17 protein-coding genes are annotated in these 16,872 nt (G+C 38.9%); 8 read left to right on the top strand and 9 right to left on the bottom strand.

Annotation, left to right across the window (positions count from 1 at the left end; all coding sequences use genetic code 11):
* The first annotated feature begins 423 nt into the window (after positions 1–423).
* The gene (locus tag ACPZ3T_RS02490) at positions 424–1,581 is read left to right on the top strand and encodes a Re/Si-specific NAD(P)(+) transhydrogenase subunit alpha (protein ID WP_490273418.1); all 1,158 of its coding nucleotides are present in this window, start codon (positions 424–426) and stop codon (positions 1,579–1,581) included.
* Here ACPZ3T_RS02490 and ACPZ3T_RS02485 read toward each other — a convergent pair.
* Positions 1,558–1,686 (bottom strand): histidine kinase, encoded by a 129-nt coding sequence (locus ACPZ3T_RS02485; RefSeq protein WP_490273417.1) that lies wholly within the window; start codon positions 1,684–1,686, stop codon positions 1,558–1,560. The genes ACPZ3T_RS02490 and ACPZ3T_RS02485 overlap by 24 nt on opposite strands.
* Before the next feature lie 40 nt (positions 1,687–1,726).
* On the opposite strand from ACPZ3T_RS02485, the gene ACPZ3T_RS02480 reads away from it, so the two are divergent.
* A complete protein-coding gene (locus ACPZ3T_RS02480) occupies positions 1,727–2,020 on the top strand; it encodes an NAD(P) transhydrogenase subunit alpha part 2 (RefSeq protein WP_490273416.1) in 294 nt (97 codons plus the stop codon).
* Positions 2,017–3,423, top strand: coding sequence for an NAD(P)(+) transhydrogenase (Re/Si-specific) subunit beta (locus tag ACPZ3T_RS02475; protein ID WP_490273415.1), 1,407 nt, complete (start codon positions 2,017–2,019; stop codon positions 3,421–3,423). The genes ACPZ3T_RS02480 and ACPZ3T_RS02475 overlap by 4 nt, the downstream gene beginning before the upstream one ends.
* A gap of 97 nt (positions 3,424–3,520) precedes the next feature.
* On the opposite strand, the gene ACPZ3T_RS02470 is transcribed toward ACPZ3T_RS02475, so the two are convergent.
* From ACPZ3T_RS02470 to ACPZ3T_RS02460, 3 genes are all read right to left on the bottom strand, one after another.
* Positions 3,521–4,549 (bottom strand): HNH endonuclease, encoded by a 1,029-nt coding sequence (locus tag ACPZ3T_RS02470; protein WP_490273414.1) that lies wholly within the window; start codon positions 4,547–4,549, stop codon positions 3,521–3,523.
* A 605-nt stretch (positions 4,550–5,154) separates the two neighbouring features.
* A complete protein-coding gene (locus ACPZ3T_RS02465) occupies positions 5,155–5,430 on the bottom strand; it encodes a type II toxin-antitoxin system PemK/MazF family toxin (protein WP_490273413.1) in 276 nt (91 codons plus the stop codon).
* Positions 5,423–5,689 carry a hypothetical protein gene (locus tag ACPZ3T_RS02460; protein WP_490273412.1) on the bottom strand — a complete coding sequence of 89 codons (267 nt, stop codon included), beginning with the start codon at positions 5,687–5,689 and terminating at the stop codon, positions 5,423–5,425. The genes ACPZ3T_RS02465 and ACPZ3T_RS02460 overlap by 8 nt, the downstream gene beginning before the upstream one ends.
* 170 nt (positions 5,690–5,859) lie before the next feature.
* Between ACPZ3T_RS02460 and ACPZ3T_RS02455 the strand changes: the two genes are divergently transcribed.
* From ACPZ3T_RS02455 to ACPZ3T_RS02445, 3 genes are all read left to right on the top strand, one after another.
* Positions 5,860–6,447 (top strand): hypothetical protein, encoded by a 588-nt coding sequence (locus ACPZ3T_RS02455; RefSeq protein WP_490273411.1) that lies wholly within the window; start codon positions 5,860–5,862, stop codon positions 6,445–6,447.
* 357 nt (positions 6,448–6,804) lie between these two features.
* Positions 6,805–7,869, top strand: a complete 1,065-nt coding sequence (locus tag ACPZ3T_RS02450) for an NAD(P)/FAD-dependent oxidoreductase (RefSeq protein ID WP_490273410.1) — start codon at positions 6,805–6,807, stop codon at positions 7,867–7,869.
* Between the two features lie 539 nt (positions 7,870–8,408).
* The gene (locus ACPZ3T_RS02445; protein ID WP_490273409.1) at positions 8,409–8,786 is read left to right on the top strand and encodes a hypothetical protein; all 378 of its coding nucleotides are present in this window, start codon (positions 8,409–8,411) and stop codon (positions 8,784–8,786) included.
* A gap of 283 nt (positions 8,787–9,069) precedes the next feature.
* Here the strand turns inward: ACPZ3T_RS02445 and ACPZ3T_RS02440 are convergent, their stop codons facing one another.
* On the bottom strand, positions 9,070–9,309 hold the full coding sequence (locus tag ACPZ3T_RS02440; protein ID WP_490273408.1) for a hypothetical protein: 240 nt from the start codon (positions 9,307–9,309) through the stop codon (positions 9,070–9,072).
* Between the two features lie 123 nt (positions 9,310–9,432).
* Here ACPZ3T_RS02440 and ACPZ3T_RS02435 point away from each other — a divergent pair, with 123 nt between their 5' ends.
* Together ACPZ3T_RS02435 and ACPZ3T_RS02430 are read left to right on the top strand one after the other, a co-directional pair.
* Positions 9,433–9,669 carry a hypothetical protein gene (locus tag ACPZ3T_RS02435; protein ID WP_490273407.1) on the top strand — a complete coding sequence of 79 codons (237 nt, stop codon included), beginning with the start codon at positions 9,433–9,435 and terminating at the stop codon, positions 9,667–9,669.
* A 139-nt stretch (positions 9,670–9,808) separates the two neighbouring features.
* Positions 9,809–10,774: a class I SAM-dependent methyltransferase gene (locus tag ACPZ3T_RS02430; protein WP_490273406.1), complete on the top strand. Its 966-nt coding sequence runs from the start codon at positions 9,809–9,811 to the stop codon at positions 10,772–10,774.
* A 533-nt stretch (positions 10,775–11,307) separates the two neighbouring features.
* Here ACPZ3T_RS02430 and ACPZ3T_RS02425 read toward each other — a convergent pair.
* The 4 genes from ACPZ3T_RS02425 to uvrB form a co-directional block, all read right to left on the bottom strand.
* The gene (locus ACPZ3T_RS02425; RefSeq protein WP_490273405.1) at positions 11,308–12,759 is read right to left on the bottom strand and encodes a glycoside hydrolase 100 family protein; all 1,452 of its coding nucleotides are present in this window, start codon (positions 12,757–12,759) and stop codon (positions 11,308–11,310) included.
* Between the two features lie 765 nt (positions 12,760–13,524).
* Positions 13,525–13,728 carry a hypothetical protein gene (locus tag ACPZ3T_RS02420; RefSeq protein ID WP_490273404.1) on the bottom strand — a complete coding sequence of 68 codons (204 nt, stop codon included), beginning with the start codon at positions 13,726–13,728 and terminating at the stop codon, positions 13,525–13,527.
* Between the two features lie 285 nt (positions 13,729–14,013).
* Positions 14,014–14,463, bottom strand: a complete 450-nt coding sequence (locus ACPZ3T_RS02415) for a hypothetical protein (protein ID WP_490273403.1) — start codon at positions 14,461–14,463, stop codon at positions 14,014–14,016.
* 375 nt (positions 14,464–14,838) lie between these two features.
* Positions 14,839–16,836: an excinuclease ABC subunit UvrB gene (gene uvrB, locus ACPZ3T_RS02410; protein ID WP_490273402.1), complete on the bottom strand. Its 1,998-nt coding sequence runs from the start codon at positions 16,834–16,836 to the stop codon at positions 14,839–14,841.
* Positions 16,837–16,872: the final 36 nt, after the last annotated feature.

Genomic DNA, 16,872 nt, shown 5'->3' with positions numbered 1-16,872 from the left:
GTTAAGTTGGGAATGATAGTGAAAACTAAGCTGACATCTCATCAATAAATCATTAAGTAACTATTAGGGAACTCTTAAGCTAAAAAATCCAAAAATTACTGGAATATTACCAGATGTAATAAAACTATAAATAAAAATTTTAGATCCCTAAAAAAAACTAAAGACATAGATAGAAAATAGAGTATTAAAATTAAGATTTGCAGTAAGTAAAATAATCGGTAGCTATCAGAAAAAGTAAGACTTCTACAAATCGAACTAAAGCTTGGCCTGTCTGAAAGCAAGAATAAACGGAAAGTTCAAGGTTGTATCTAAAACAAAAAGCTATGACTCATGCTTTAAAGCAGTAGTTATGAGTTGATGACATAGCTAATGTCAACAGTGGCTGATTGTGCAGAGATTAGGTATTTATCTCCAGGAGATTTCATGAAAATAGCAGTTGCTAAAGAAATAGAAGTTTGTGAACGGCGTGTAGCATTAAATCCTGACACCGTTGCCAAATTAGTTAAACAAGGATGGGAAATTTGGGTAGAAGCAGGGGCAGGAGAAAGATCATTTTATAGTGATGCTGCCTATGAAGCAGCAGGAGCGCAAATTATTCATAATTGTGACCAATTATGGGGACAAACAGATATTTTACTGAAAGTAAGCCCACCACAAGAACGAGAAGATGGGCGTTCGGAAGTGGAGTTAATGCGGGAAGGAACTGTATTAATTAGTTTCCTGAATCCTTTGGGCAACCCTGCAATAGCCCAGCAACTAGCTAATCGCAAAATCTCCGCTTTGAGTATGGAATTGATCCCCCGTACTACCAGGGCGCAAAGTATGGATGCTTTGTCTTCCCAAGCGTCCTTGGCGGGTTATAAATCAGTATTAATTGCTGCTGCCGCATTACCGAAATATTTCCCCATGCTAACAACAGCCGCCGGCACAATTGCCCCAGCAAAAGTATTTATTATGGGGGCTGGGGTAGCAGGATTGCAAGCGATCGCCACCGCCAGACGTTTGGGCGCAGTAGTAGAAGCCTTTGATATTCGTCCAGCCGTCAAAGAAGAAGTGCAAAGTTTAGGCGCGAAATTCGTGGAAGTGCAGCTAGAAGAAGAAACAACCGCCGCCGGTGGTTACGCCAAAGAAATATCTGAAGCTAGCAAACAACGTACCCAAGAAGTTGTCGCCGAACACATTAAAAATGCGGACGTTGTGATTACAACCGCCCAAGTTCCTGGGAAAAAAGCCCCTCTGTTAGTCACATCTGAAATGGTGGCACAGATGAAGCCAGGTTCAGTAGTTGTAGATTTAGCCGCCGAACAAGGTGGTAACTGTGCTTGTACTGAACCCGGTAAAGATATCGTTTGGAATGGTGTAACCATCATTGGGCCGATTAATCTACCTTCATCCATGCCAGTCCACGCCAGCCAGTTGTATGCCAAGAACTTGACATCATTATTGCAACTGCTAATTAAAGACAAAGCATTAAACATAGACTTTGCTGACGACATCATCGATGCAGCCTGCATCACCCACGCTGGGGAAATTCGCAATCAGCGTGTCAAAGATGCGCTACAAGATGCGGTACTTAGGTAATGGGAATTGGGAATTGGGCATGGGGCATTGGGCATTGGGCATTGGATATGATTTACTGTCTCCCTTGTCTCCCTTGTCTTCCCCTACACCCCTACACCCCCACACCCCCACACCCCTATACCCCTCAAAAAATCAGGAGTTTTCAATGACAGAGGCATTAATTGCGGCTTTGTTTGTATTTGTGTTGGCATCTTTCATCGGTTTTGAAGTTATCAATAAAATCCCACCAACTTTACACACACCCCTAATGTCAGGTTCAAACGCCATTTCGGGTATTGCTGTAATTGGGGCGATAGTAGCAGCCGGAGAGAGAAATACTAATCTATCTGTAATTCTCGGTTTAATTGCCGTGGTACTCGCAACTGTCAACGTTGTGGGTGGGTTTTTGGTGACTGACAGAATGTTACAAATGTTCAAAAAAAAGGAGGTTAAAGCGTGAGCGACTTTATACCAACCGGGATTCAGCTGACGTATTTAGTCGCTGCTTCTTTGTTTATTCTGGGTTTGAAAAAACTGGGTTCTCCTGCTACTGCACGTAATGGTAATGTCATTGCGGCGGTGGGGATGCTACTGGCTATTGTTGCTACAATGCTAGACCAGCACGTATTGAATTATGAGATGATTTTGGTAGGTTTGGCGATTGGTGCAGCCATTGGTGCGATCGCAGCCTACAAAGTCCAGATGACAGAAATGCCCCAAATGGTGGGTTTACTCAACGGTTTGGGTGGTTCAGCTTCGGCATTAGTGGCTGTGGCTGAGTTCTGGCGGTTATTAGATGCTGGTGCAACTATACCCCTAGATGTCAACATCTCCATGTTGTTGGATGTGTTAATTGGTGGTGTCACCTTCACAGGTAGTTTTCTCGCCTTCGCCAAATTGCAAGGATTAATTAGCGGTTCGCCAATTACCTTTTCCTTCCAGCAACCATTTAACCTGTTACTGTTAGCTACTTATATAGCTGGTAGTGCCTACTTAATCATCACACCAGATAGCTTACCTGTATTCTTGGGAGTTGTTGCAGTTTCCTTAGTTTTGGGTGTAATGTTCGTCATCCCCATTGGTGGCGGCGATATGCCCGTTGTAATTTCGTTGTTAAACTCCTTATCAGGTTTAGCGGCGGCGGCGGCTGGTTTTGTGGTGATGAACAATATGTTAATCATCGCCGGTGCATTGGTAGGGGCTTCCGGTATTATCCTCACGGAAATCATGTGTAAAGCCATGAACCGTTCCCTGTTTAATGTGCTGTTCAGTGCCTTTGGTTCTGGTGGTTCTGCGGTGGTTGCTGGTGGTGCTAGTGGTACAACAGATCACACTGTCCACAGTATTGATCCCGAAGAAGGGGCGATGATGTTGGGTTATGCTCGTTCTGTGGTGATTGTTCCTGGTTATGGGATGGCTGTAGCTCAAGCACAGCATAGTGTGAGAGAATTGGCAGATCAACTAGAACGCCTCGGTGTTGATGTAAAATATGCCATTCACCCCGTTGCTGGAAGAATGCCGGGACACATGAATGTGTTGTTAGCTGAAGCAAATGTGCCGTACACCCAGTTGTATGACATGGAAGATATTAACCCTCAGTTTGAACAAGCGGATGTCGCTTTGGTAATTGGGGCAAATGATGTAGTTAACCCGGCGGCGCGTAGTGATACCAATAGTCCTATTTATGGGATGCCGATTTTAGAGGTAGATAGGGCAAAACATACCATTGTGATTAAGCGTGGGATGAGTGCCGGTTTTGCTGGGGTAGATAATGAGTTGTTCTACAAAGATAAAACCACAATGTTATTTGGTAGTGCGAAAGATATGGTGTCAAAGTTAGTTTCGGAAGTGAAGCAACTTTAGGAAACTAACAATAATTTAGATAATTTACTTGCCTTGGGGGTGTGATGCTTCTGAGGCAAGTTTTTTTAAGATTGTTTCGCACAAAGACGCAAATAGTTCAAGCGTCTTCATTAAGACGGTTCAAAAATTCCTGCCATCTCGACTCTAGTGCTGACTTACTTGGTTGATATTTAGAACATATAAGTTTTCTACCATCTAACTTTTGATACCCATTTTCCAAAACTTTTGGATGAAGCTTCACTTCTAGAGATTCTGGCTCAATTCCCAGTAAATTTAGATCAAATAAAGTATGTAAATCTGCACGCAATAAAAGTCCATTATCTGGATGATTATCATCTTCACCACGATATGGTGATATATGAGCAGCTTCTAAAACATCCAGTAATTTAATACCAGTAATCATACATTTATCACCATATCGTTTACGTAACCGATTTCTAAATTTGGATTGTCCACGACGTTCCTTGATTGTCCGAAATACAGCTTCTCGACTATCTTTGTCTGTAATAACATACTCAGATATACTTACATTATCGTCAGCATCATCCGCTTTTATATAGTTAAAAATATTATTCTTATTAAGCAAGTTGGCTGCCATAGGATATTTTTTCAATAATATTGCTTCAATTTGATTTAAATCTATTAACTGCATTGAAAGCTGCCTGTTATATTTTGGACAAGCTTGTCTTAGCTTCTCAATTTCTATTGCTTCCTCGACTTTGATAAATGTATTTCCAAAATCGGCAATAAATTTTTCACAAGGTTTATATTCAATAGTAGGTGTGTCAAATTCATGTCTACACATATAGCAATAAAAACGAGGTTTCTTCTTTATACGTTCTTTTATTTTTGTAGTATTACATGAATTGCATCTTAATAAAGATTTTGTTGCTTGATAGTTTCTTATTACTTCTATTCTAGCAATTCCAAGAAGTTTCTCTTTATCCTGTAATAAAACTAGATCACCTTCAGATAATTGACGACAATTTGGTACAAAGCTGTCATAATGATACATTCTAGAAATTTCATCATCATACCCAAGATTGCCAGCATGTTGTCTGCTTTCACCAAAACTTAGTAGTAACCATGCTCTAGGTTTTCTATTCTCAGCAATTAATTCTCTCATTTAAAAATTGTTGATTTTGGTTGTTGTTATTATTAGATTACCCAAAATAAGTTAAAATTTAACATTATCCGTAGACTAGTCAGAGACTCAAATATCAGTGACTATAGGAATCATATTTGATTTCTGAAAAAAACTCAGTACATCTTTGTTACTTCTTTTCCTATTCTCCCAACCCTGTTCCCTGTTCGCTACCTACGCAAATAATTTCAATAATCAAGTCGGATTCCTATACTATTGGAGGAAAATAACTGAACAAATAACAGATGTTGAGTTTAAATCAACACCAGAAGGTTTCTTGATCTCCAGAAATAGTCAAACTGTATTTGTGATAGCTAAACATCCGGTAGCTTTCGGCGCAACTAATGAATATTTCCATAGCATTGGGAGAGCGATCGCTGCTAAAATTTGATATCGCAAATACTCTGCGTACCTCTGCGTTAACCTTAGCGTTCCTTTGCGTTTAAAAGCCATACCTCCGGTAAGCTACGCTAACAACACCATCCGCCAGGAGGCGATAGGTTCGGAGGCTAATTTGTTAAGTGCGAAAGATTTAAAACTACAGCCAAAGCTTGAGAAATCAGTTGCATTTCAGAATCAGATAGTTGTCATAACTTTCTCACTAATCTTGTTTGTGAGACTGAGCGAATTTGAAAAGTATCTACACCTGAAACTTTAGCTAAACCATTAGTTGTAGTTGATTCCAGTCGCACCATCCAAGGTCTGACTGCATATCTTTCTTTCCAGTCTGTAATAGGGACAATCACCTTCAAAGGTAAAATCCCAATAGCATCATCATTTACTATAATACAAGGACGCTTTTTACTAATTTCTGTCCCTACCGTTGGATCTAAATTTACTAGCCAGACTTCACCTCTATACATAAGCATCTGAATGATTTAAGTCTTCATCGCCATAATCGTAGAAATCTTCTCCTTCTAAATCACCAAAAACATTTAATTCACCATTTGGCGCATAGTCTGAAATAGCTGCGATTGCGGCTAGTGCTAATTGCTGTTTTTTCTCATCTTGAGTTAGTGATTTTTGTTCCTGAAGCACAAGTTTTAAAGCTGACTCAGCTATCATGAGGCGATCGCTTACACTTAAATTTGACAAAGCTTGTATAATATCGTGGATTTTCATGATTTTATCTGGCTCTTAGCTCATAAATAATTCTCTCACCTCTTGCATAAATCTTCTACCTCAATCTGATAGATGACTAGGGTTCACGGTTAATCACCATATCCAACCCTAAACAGTGATGCAACACACTTGAGTGTTGATCTAACTTCTATCTTAATCGAGGTAAATTTATGCTCGTTTCTACTTTTGAACTGCTTGTAAAACCACAATTTCCCAGGCTAGGAAGTCTACCAGTACCAGTACCACCTGGTGTACAGGTTAATATTGAAAAACTCAGCCGCACTGTGATTCAAGGTTATTTTTTAACTTTGAGTAATATCAATGCCTTTGAAGTAACTTTGTCTCTTGTATTCACAATCGTTTCTAACCCTCCTGTGAATATTAAGGAGCTTGTTGCTTTCTTAGATGTAGATGAAACTAATATGTTGGGTGAACTTGAACCTGATTTTGCCCCTAATAAAATCAGATTCACAAGAACTATTAAACCTGGTGATACTGGTTTGTTTCTACTGCAACCAAATATTCTCAAAGAAGAATTGTTAGCGAGGGCAAACTTTGAAGTGCGGGGATATGTAGAAGTATTTATCTCTTCGCTTTCGACTGGATATAATTCCGCAAAACTGCTTTTAACTCCTGAGCATAGAGGTACATTCTTCAAGAGTTTAGAAGGCGATGCTTCTCAAGTTCAACTTGATCAAATAGCATATTCTCTGCCTACTGCTCATGGTGGTTCTTTATTTGACCTTAGCTTCCACTAAAGCTTGAGTAATTATACCAATTTTATCAAATTAATTTCAAAATGATGTACTAACTTGCAAATTAAATTGGTGTAATTGATCAATCTCAGATAATATTCTTTTTTACTGCAACACACTATTAATCTTGGTGTGTTGTTTTATGCTGTAATAGTATCTACAAGTTTAATCTTCTGTAGTGATCTTTCAATATTTTGAATTTTTTACAGGACTGACGCAAGTACCACAATCAATAGTTGGTGCATGACGCTATAAGTCTGATGACTACGTTTAAATACTTTTGCAGCGTCACACAACGGCAATAAAAATCAGCCAGTTGCGTAAGTTCTATTTTAAACTTTAAATTTGGAGCAAAGTAAGGTGAGAGATGTTGTAGTGATTGGTGCGGGTATGGCGGGTTTAATGTGCGCTCAATACCTAAGTCGAGCCGGATATTCGGTGTTGGTTGTGGATAAGTCGCGTGGTTTGGGAGGAAGACTTGCTACACGTCGGTTATATGAAACTAGGGTAGATCATGGTGCTTGTTATCTTCATCCCCAAGGTGAATTATTTACTAGTCTCGTAAATTTATTATGCGATCGCCATATCTTAGAAGTCTGGACAGATAAAGTTTACAAGTTCAGTACCCATACTGGTTTATCTGCACCGGAAAATCTGACTCCTCACTATGTTGCACCTATGGGAATGAGTGCGATCGCTAAATTTCTAGCTCAAGATTTAAATATCTTACTTAATCAACGTGTAACATCTATTAATCTGATTAATCAACAGCATTGGCAGATTACTGTGGAATCTAGCCATGAACCATTGACTGCTCAAGCTTTAGTCATTGCTATTCCCGCACCCCAAGCTGTGATGTTACTAGCACCATTGGGTGGCAGTATTTTGGAGCAGGAATTTTTGCAAAATTTGAGTGCTGTAGACTTTCATCCTTGTATCAGTGTCATGAGTGGGTATGCTCCTACATCACAACCGCTACCAGACTGGAAAGCTATCAAATTTCTTGATAGTCCTATTTTGGGATGGATTGGTTTCGATAGTAGCAAGCGTTCTCAATCTTCACAACCTGTATTTGTGGTGCAAAGTAGTTCCAGTTTTGCCCAACAGCATCTAGAGTCAGCAGATTTACATCCTACAGGACAACAGATGTTAGAGTATGCTGCCACAATGTTACAACTTCCTTGGCTAAATACTCCTGAATGGATGCAGGTACATCGCTGGCGTTATGCGTTTCCTAGTACTCCTTGCCCAGAAAAGGTTCTGAAAGCTGAAACTATTTTGCCTTTAGTCTGTTGTGGAGATTGGTGTGGTGGCAATTTGGCAGAAGGTGCAATGCTGTCTGGATTGGCTGCGGCTGAGGAAATTAACCAGAATTTAGAAAACTTAATCCTACCAAATATGAACTTTTTTCAAGGTTTTATTTAATTGTGACATCTATCGTTAGACTGGTTACTCTATATAGTCAGCCTCATTGCTGTAACTTGCTAATTTTCTTTAAGTATAGTAATCATATTTGACAAAATATATAGATGATTATGCCAAGCTTATATCTAGACATTAATCGTGAAATTAGATAAAGAATGTTAACAATGGCAAGGTCTATACTTTACATCTTAGTTCATACTTGTTAATGGTTTTGTCTTGCTTTTTAATTGATCCCAAGTTACTTGTAATTAGTTTTATGTAGATTTTGATCAAAATCCCATAAACTTGAAAAAATTAAAATATAAATGAGAAACATCAGTAACTTACTTAAGTAAATCAGAATTTTGCTCAGTAATTATGCTGTCAAAATTAGCCAATGCTTTAAAAGCTAGTAGATCCAGGTACGTGGTATTCTACTCAAATAAAAAGTTCGTTTAGGTTTGGAAGCTTAGTGGATAACAGTAAAAGTTAGCCATTGAGATCGTTGATTGTCTGTATATATTGCCTGGATGAAAATATAAAAAAGGAGTTAAAAAGCTATGAAAACAGTAGTTAATTTAACACAGGAATCAGTCTTAGGAGAGATTGAAAATGTTTTAGATACATACTCATATCATCCTTATCAACAAGCCTTTGCAATTCCTGATTTACGAGAAGAGTTAATTGCTTTTGTCCTGAACCGAATCCCCCGCTTTTATAATCCCTTATCTCAAGAACAACTAGTAACGCCAAGTTGTGATCAAGACACTCCAGTTCATCAAAAATTACCTCGCAGTGCTTTAGAACAGCAACTACATCTACAAAATTTGATTCACCAAGGTATTTACGCTATTTTTCAAGAAAAGTCCGCTTGGATTAGCCATCACTTGTCCGAATCTGTTGAAATTAGTGGTGAACCATCTCACTGGTTTGGTTAATACTGATGAGAAAGTTGGTAATGGGATGCAAAATTTAATTTTTTTGCAGAGAAATCGCATCCATGAGTTTATTTAGATAAGCTCTTGCCAAGAATAAACTAAGTAGAGAACTCATGGCAAGAGCTTAAGAAATTATGAAATAATGGCTGATTTAGGTAGATGCGATCGCTCATTTAATTCCTGATGCCAAAATGATTATCGCCTGCTTCTACATTTGATGTATCTGAAGCTACAAAATATGAGATGCTCTACACTTTTACAAGTGAAAGCAAGATGAAAGTAGTTATCGTAGTTGATGACGCTCTTCTTCTACAAAAAATGATTCAACGTTTTCAAATAGAGAACGTTCTTGTCCTTCGTACTCTGGTTGCACCACTTCTACAACGTAGATAAGTTCACCACGGGCTTGATCTGGTGTTCTTCCCCAGGTATGACAATTACATATTGATGGTAGATGGGTATTAGTATATGTGCCATGATCGCCGGGACGAATTGTGGTGGTGTAGTCTTGCTGCGGCTTCATAGAAATAGTGTGAGGTTTAAATTACATATTCAGTGTATAAGCAAAATCCCCCAATTAGGAAAAATCAGGTGCGATGTTTATAAAACAAAATCGCGCTGTGACAATTTATATCAAAACTGAATCATGAATCATAATATCAACTATCAAGATTCTCGATTAAAACATCTGAAGATTGTTAACAGAGGATTCCTCAATTCTTGGGTGATTGCGCGTTTACTACCTAATATGCAACGGATAACTGTTGCTAGCTTCCACAGTCGTTCTCATGCAGAGGTTTACTTGCGGAGTTTGCGTCAACTTATCCCTGATGCTGATTTTGTTGTGGTTTTTGATTGTCAACAGGATGAAAATGTAAGTTAAGTTATCTGAAGCGATCGCCTAAGCATCTGTATCATAAGTTCTCAAGTGCGATCGCTCTCATATATATAGAGATCACTTTATGCTTGAGTAACTCTACAATATAGGCAGTTGCTATTATCGCCTCATGACATCTACGCTGATGAACAACAAGAGCAAACCAGACTGGGCTGGTGAAAGTTTACTCTCCAATTTCGTGAATTTATTAATTCAGACTAAACCCATTTACGGTGTGATGAAACACCAAGCCAGACAAGTCCTCATCAAAACAGCTGAAAAAAATGGCATTCCCTGGCGTAAAAATTATGAGGCACTCCAAGCATCGGTAGAAGAACAACTGTTAGCAGCAGTGACTAACCCCCATGTTGTTTATCCCGATTATTACAAAGTTCCTTTTCATGCTTACTCTGAGGGTAATTTGTGTTGGCAAGCTGCCTTTGAAACGGAATCAGCTACCTATGCGATGGCGTTGCGGGTATGGCCACAAGAAAATCTGACTTGGGAAGATGCCCATGCTAGACTCAGAGGTACTTTTCATGATGCCTTAGAGACATACGCCCCTCAGCCAGTCAAGGATATTTTAGATATTGGTTGTTCTGTAGGTGTGTCTACTTTGGCTCTACACCGTTATTATCAAAGTCGGGAAAGATATCCAGTTCGGACAGTGGGTTTGGATTTATCCCCTTATATGCTAGCTGTAGCCAGAACTAGGGATGTTAATAGTGAGATAGCCGAGTGGATTCATGCTAGGGCAGAAAACACAGGTTTACCAGATAACTCCTTTGATTTGGTAACTCTCCAGTTCCTCACCCATGAACTCCCAAGTTATGCCAGTCAAGAAATTTTTGCCGAGGCTATCAGGGTACTCAGACCAGGTGGTTATATTGCCTTAGTAGATAATAACCCGCGATCGCCTGTGATCCAAAATCTACCCCCTGTTTTGTTCACCCTCATGAAAAGCACTGAGCCTTGGAGTGACCAATACTACAGCTTCGATATTGAGTCAACACTGCAAAAAGTAGGTTTTCTAGAACCGATAACAGTTCCTAGTGACCCCCGCCATCGAACTATTATTGCCAGAAAGCCCATCAAGTTAGTAGATGCGTAGTGGCGCGTCTAGACTAAAATAGTGCATTAGATGTAGGTTGGGTTGAAGGCAGTGAAACCCAACATGAACTGGGAAACTGAACATAAATATTGGTGTTGGGTTTCCTTACGTCAACCCAACCTACAATTTTTTTCCAACATTTAAGGCTAGACACGGCAGTAGGGTGTGTTAGTGACAGCGTAACGTACCTTCCAAAGCTTTATACCATTTCACAAAAAATATGATGCAAATGTAGGTTGGGTTGAGGAACGTAAGCGCAGCCTTCTCGTTCGCGTAGCGTCCCGGAGGGAAGAGTAACCCAACACCTCAAAGTCTTGTGATTGTTGGGTTTCACTTCGTACCACTCCGTGGAAGCAAGCTACAACCCAACCTACGCATCTGTTTCATTCTTTTCATAAATTAGTGTAGATGTAATTAATTACACCTACACTAATTTAAGGTAATTTTTCTCCCCTGCTTTTACCTTGGAAGTCCCTAGCTCAAGCTTCCATAGAAATTGGTATCAAATCTGAAAATACTGAAAATTTAAACAACTAGAGAGACATATATGGATCTACACTACCAATTTCAAATTCACAGGCTCGTGAAACTAATTCAGATGGCAATTTATCAAAACTCACTAAAGATAAATAAGATTGATCTTTAATTAGTTCTTTCGCTAATAATAAACCAGCAATTGTCCAGGTTTGATATTTTCGAGATTGCTTACCAATTAATCTGCCTTTTTTGCCATCATAATATTCTGGCCATTCGTCTTCCAACAATCTTGTTTGGGCAATTTCAATCGCTTTAGTTGCCAAATATGGTTTATTAGTTTTGATTGCTGCTGCTGTTAACATCCACATCAAAACAGGCCAGCTACCCGCATTATGATATGACCAAGGAATATTTTTAGGATCGCATCCTGTGACAATTCTGTACTCTTCATTTTCTAAAGCTGGATAACAGATTTTCATGGGCATATCTCCCACTAAATCTTCCCATCTTTCTTCAATTAAAGACATAATTCCTTGAGCTTGTTCTTCCGTAGCTAAGTCAGAAATGACAGCCATCAAATTACCTAAAGCAAAGAAGCGGGTATCTAACTGTGATGGGCCAACATTACCTGCTAAATAACCACCTTTTTTGGGTAGCCATTTATCTAATTCATAATAAGGAATCGAGTCTACATAGATATTAAAAAGATTGACTGCTGTTTTACCATATTCTTCACTTTTGAAGCGATAAATAGCGTTGAGACGATTAATATCAATCCAATAATGTTGGCGAATATGGGCGCACAAAAGCGGTAGGCGATTATCAATTGCTTCTACCACATCTTGATTACCTTTACAAATTAACATCTCCCGTGCTGCACGCAAAGCGGAGTAAAATAAAACTTGCAGTTCTAGAGGATGACCATAAATACCCAAACGACGGTCAATCATGCAAGCACCATCTGGAACTAATAGCGTTGGATACATATCAAAACGATTAGCCAGACAGATTTCCATAATTAACCTAATACCTGTTTGAAATTCAGGCTGATAGGCTAAAGAAAAATCTTTGGTTGCGACTACATAAGAGTGTAATAAAATGATCCACCATAAACAAGAATCTACTGGTGTGACTCTAGCGATCGCGTGTTCACCAAAATCTGCTTCTAAATATTCTTCACCATTATCTGATACTACTTTAAAACTGGCTGGTATCAAACCCCTACCAGGCTTATAGGCATCTAATTGCCTTTCTTTCGGCTGTAATTTTAAAGTTTCTTCTAAAAAGTTGCGAACAATATCAGTTCTACCTTTAATCAGAAAAATCAAGGCTGAGGATACGAAATCCCGAATAAAACATTGGTCGTAATTGAGTGCTTCCACAGAAACATCATAAGCTGCTACTGTGCCAACAGGACGACCTTGATAATATATTATAGATTTCTCCAGGGCTGCCCAGGCTGAATTTTCTATAGTTTCATCTGTTAGTAATTCGTCTATTTTCTGCATCGCCAGACTAACTCCGTTGTGGGTGTAAATTTTTGGTAGATGCGCTTTCTCTCGTGAGGATTTTTACTCTTAAATAGCATAACAGAGAGCAGGTTTTACTATGGCAAAATTACCCAAGATAAGCAGCTTAAGCTGAATATCTCAAGCTGCTTATAGTGCGTATAATAGTTGATGGTGAATTAATGCACGTTTAATCAATTATGCTTGTGGTTATCTACAATTAGCTGTGAACATACCCAAGCAATAAAATGATTAATAAATCACAGTCATCCCAGATATATTTTTAGCTTAACCAACTCTCTTTTGTGTGTGTGGAGCTTTGCTTTACCAAACAAAAACATATCTCTCTAACTGTTTAAGGGTTGTATGAAGTGAAGTCTCCATGAACTCTAGTGATCTTTACTTAGTTAGGATCTATTTTTCAAGATTATTTTTCCCCTACAAATTAATAATTTATAACGTTTTGTGAAATTTTGCAATATGAATAATTGCAAATTTAAAGATGTCAATACCTATAAAGGATTATATATTTTACACTACAGAAATATAAACTAGTGTGATTACTGGACTAATAACCACTAGTAATGAATCAAAAATCAAGCAACTATAGGGTTATTACGGTACAGTAAATGTCAGGCGATCGCGCATTTATCTGAAGTTAAGTTACCTTGATCAATACTTACGCATAACTTTACAAAAGTAGCGGTAATTGATGAATTACCGCTACTTAAGGATAGGATTTTAAGCCAAATTTTGTATAAGCCCTTACTGTTGAGAAAATATTCCCAAAAAGAAACCGATAATAATACCTAAAAATCCTATGATTACTTCGACAATATTTGATTGAACTTGACCAGTCTGACTCGCCCAAGCAGGATTCGGTAAAATCATCATGCTGCTACTCAATGTGAGTAGCATTATTAAGGACGGCAAAATTATTTTTTTAGCAGCTTGCAATACTTGTAACATAACACTTCTTCGATTTACTATTTAGGAAAGACTTAAACTATATACTTAATTTAATACACTAAAACTAACAAAATCCTCAGTAATACTATTTAGGGTTCAAGATTAGTAAGAGAAAATCAAAAAATAAACTGTCCCAACTTGACGCATTTGTAGGGTGCGTTCAAACAACGCGTAACGCACCGTATAATATTGGTTCTGGGTTTCCTTGCGTCAACCCCACCTTGTATATTTAAACCTCCCATAACATAATGCTATCGGAGGCATAAGAACTAGATATAAGTGGTGTTAGCTTTGGGGAACTTTAGTATTATCATTCCTTACCCATTTCCATAGCTGATAAGCACCATAGCCTCCTGCTGCTGTAGCTGCGACTGGAACTAATACTGGTGCTGCTGCTGTAAATGTTGTTGCTACTGTAGCCAATGGAGCGACTGTTGCTACAGCTGCGTGTCCAATTGTTGCTGCAACTGCCGTTAGTGTTGCAGTATCACCTGAAGCCATAAGTGTGACTGCACTACCAGAAACAAGACCCGCAGCAAATGTCCATATATTTCCGCAGTCTGATTCGCATTTGAAAACTACTATATCTCCATCTCCTTTGATAAGACTTCCTTCCACTAAATTTCCTTGTGCTAACGCTGAAGATGGCAAAATTGTTAAGGTACTTGTTACAAAAAATAAAGTAACCAATAGGGTAGAGATAAAGGTTTTTGCACTTTGCAAGATACTTAGCATTCAAACTCCTTGTTTGTTAATTTAATTACACGTTTTAGACTAATTAAACTTAAGCTAAGAAATCTTGTTACAACCTCGTTACAAACAAGGAAATATTGCATCTCGCTTTTAAACTTTGTGTAAAGTGCAACCTTCAGCTATCTTAAATTTTGAAATAACAAAATTGCGCTGAATATAACCTAGTTAACAGCAAAGGTAGGTTGGGTTGAGCGATAGCGAAACCCAACAAAGTCTTGATAGTGTTGGGTTTCGTTCCTCAACCCAACCTACGCCAGATTTAATTTTTAGCCTTAACTAAACCGTATTGATGTATAGGATTCACATACAAAATTTATTGTAGGTGCAAGCCTTAGTGTAGGGTATTTTGAATTGATATTAATGTCCTAGCATTTTATCCCGTAGTTGCTTGATGCGATCGCGCAATTTTGCCGCATCTTCAAATTCTAATTTTTTCGCTGCTTCTTTCATCTGGGTTTCTAGTTGAGTAATCAATTCAGGAATCTGCTCTAATGGCAATTCACCGATGTTTTCCTCGACAGCTTTTAAATCTCCTGCATTCAATTTTCTCGAAATATCTAAAAAAGACAAAATTGCATTACTAGATTTTTTCACAATCGGTTGCGGTGTAATGCCGTGCATCCGATTATATGCCATTTGAATACCGCGCCTTCTATCAGTTTCTTCAATGGCTTTAATCATACTATCTGTTAAATTATCGGCATACAAAATCGCTTGTCCCCGGATGTGACGCGCCGCTCTGCCGATAGTTTGAATTAAAGAACGTTCAGCACGTAAAAACCCTTCTTTATCAGCATCCATAATTGCCACTAAAGAAACTTCTGGTAAGTCTAAACCTTCCCGTAGTAAGTTCACACCCACCAAAACATCAAAGTTACCCTCACGCAAATCTTGTAAAATCTCAATGCGCTCAATGGAATTAATTTCTGAGTGTAAATAACGCACTCTAATACTATGGTCTTGCAAATATTCCGTTAAATCTTCCGCCATGCGTTTAGTTAAAGTGGTAATCAATACCCGTTCATGGCGGTCTACTCTGTCTTGAATTTCTCCTAATAAATCATCAATTTGTCCTTCGGTGGGACGGACAAAAATTTCTGGGTCAATTACCCCAGTCGGTCGAATTACTTGCTCGACAATTCTATCCTCAGAAATTTCTAATTCCCAATTCCCAGGAGTAGCAGAAACAAAAATACATTGATTAACTTTCGTCCAAAATTCCTCAGCTTTTAAAGGACGATTATCAGCCGCACTCGGTAATCTAAATCCGTGTTCAATTAAAACTTTTTTTCTGGCTTGGTCGCCGTTATACATCCCTCGAATTTGGGGGACAGTAACGTGAGATTCATCAATTACTAATAGCCAATCTTTGGGAAAATAATCAATTAAACATTCTGGCGGCTCTCCGGCTTGTCTCCCTGCTAAGTGGCGAGAATAGTTTTCTACGCCGTTGCAATAACCAACTTCCCGCAACATTTCTAAGTCGTAGCGTGTGCGTTGGTCTATGCGTTGCGCTTCTACTAATTTACCTGTTTCTTCGAGTTGAGATTTGCGTTGTTTTAATTCGGCGGCAATATCTTCACAGGCGATTTCTAAACGTTCTTCTGGGGTGACAAAGTGACGTGCAGGGTAAATATTGACACCTGATAAACTATGCAAAATTTCCCCTGTTACGGGGTCAATGTAGCGAATTGCGTCAATTTCATCACCAAAAAATTCTACCCGAATAATTCTATCTTCGTAGGCGGGGCCGATTTCTAACACATCACCCCGGACACGGAAACGTCCCCGTCCCATTTCGACATCGTTGCGACTATACTGCACAGAAGTTAAATCGCGGAGAATTTCCCGTTGATTTACTTCCATTCCCACTTTTAAGGGGATGGCAGCCTTGAGATATTCTGAAGGGATACCTAAACCATAGATACAGCTAATTGATGCTACAACAATCACATCACGCCGTTCAAATAGCGATCGCGTGGCTGAGTGACGCAGCATATCTATTTCATCATTAATCGCTGCCGTTTTCTCAATATATGTATCGGTAACAGGAATATAAGCTTCTGGCTGGTAGTAGTCGTAGTAGCTAACAAAATATTCTACAGCATTGTTTGGGAAGAAATCCCGCAACTCATTACAAAGTTGTGCCGCTAGGGTTTTATTGTGCGCCAAAACTAAAGTCGGCTTACCCACCTTCTCAATAACGGCTGCTATGGAAAATGTTTTACCCGTTCCCGTCGCACCGAGTAACGTTTGATAACGGTGATTAGCTTCTATGCTAGCAACTAACTGAGCGATCGCTTGCGGTTGGTCGCCAGTCGGACTAAAGGGAGCTTGCAGACCAAATTCTGTCATACATTTGTACTAAAAAACAGCCTATTTTATAGTAGC

This window comes from Aliinostoc maniaoense, from assembly GCF_058172895.1.
The sequence above is the reverse complement of the archived record's forward strand: the minus strand, read 5'-3'. Positions and strand labels throughout refer to the sequence as shown.

Excerpts from the sequence above, each read along its gene's own strand:
- ACPZ3T_RS02490 (WP_490273418.1), top strand. The coding sequence starts at position 424 with ATGAAAATAGCAGTTGCTAAAGAAATAGAAGTTTGTGAACGGCGTGTA.
- ACPZ3T_RS02480 (WP_490273416.1), top strand. The coding sequence starts at position 1,727 with ATGACAGAGGCATTAATTGCGGCTTTGTTTGTATTTGTGTTGGCATCT.
- ACPZ3T_RS02470 (WP_490273414.1), bottom strand. The coding sequence starts at position 4,549 with ATGAGAGAATTAATTGCTGAGAATAGAAAACCTAGAGCATGGTTACTA.
- ACPZ3T_RS02465 (WP_490273413.1), bottom strand. The coding sequence starts at position 5,430 with ATGTATAGAGGTGAAGTCTGGCTAGTAAATTTAGATCCAACGGTAGGG.
- ACPZ3T_RS02460 (WP_490273412.1), bottom strand. The coding sequence starts at position 5,689 with ATGAAAATCCACGATATTATACAAGCTTTGTCAAATTTAAGTGTAAGC.
- ACPZ3T_RS02455 (WP_490273411.1), top strand. The coding sequence starts at position 5,860 with ATGCTCGTTTCTACTTTTGAACTGCTTGTAAAACCACAATTTCCCAGG.
- ACPZ3T_RS02445 (WP_490273409.1), top strand. The coding sequence starts at position 8,409 with ATGAAAACAGTAGTTAATTTAACACAGGAATCAGTCTTAGGAGAGATT.
- ACPZ3T_RS02440 (WP_490273408.1), bottom strand. The coding sequence starts at position 9,309 with ATGAAGCCGCAGCAAGACTACACCACCACAATTCGTCCCGGCGATCAT.
- ACPZ3T_RS02435 (WP_490273407.1), top strand. The coding sequence starts at position 9,433 with ATGAATCATAATATCAACTATCAAGATTCTCGATTAAAACATCTGAAG.
- ACPZ3T_RS02430 (WP_490273406.1), top strand. The coding sequence starts at position 9,809 with ATGAACAACAAGAGCAAACCAGACTGGGCTGGTGAAAGTTTACTCTCC.
- ACPZ3T_RS02425 (WP_490273405.1), bottom strand. The coding sequence starts at position 12,759 with ATGCAGAAAATAGACGAATTACTAACAGATGAAACTATAGAAAATTCA.
- ACPZ3T_RS02420 (WP_490273404.1), bottom strand. The coding sequence starts at position 13,728 with ATGTTACAAGTATTGCAAGCTGCTAAAAAAATAATTTTGCCGTCCTTA.
- ACPZ3T_RS02415 (WP_490273403.1), bottom strand. The coding sequence starts at position 14,463 with ATGCTAAGTATCTTGCAAAGTGCAAAAACCTTTATCTCTACCCTATTG.
- uvrB (WP_490273402.1), bottom strand. The coding sequence starts at position 16,836 with ATGACAGAATTTGGTCTGCAAGCTCCCTTTAGTCCGACTGGCGACCAA.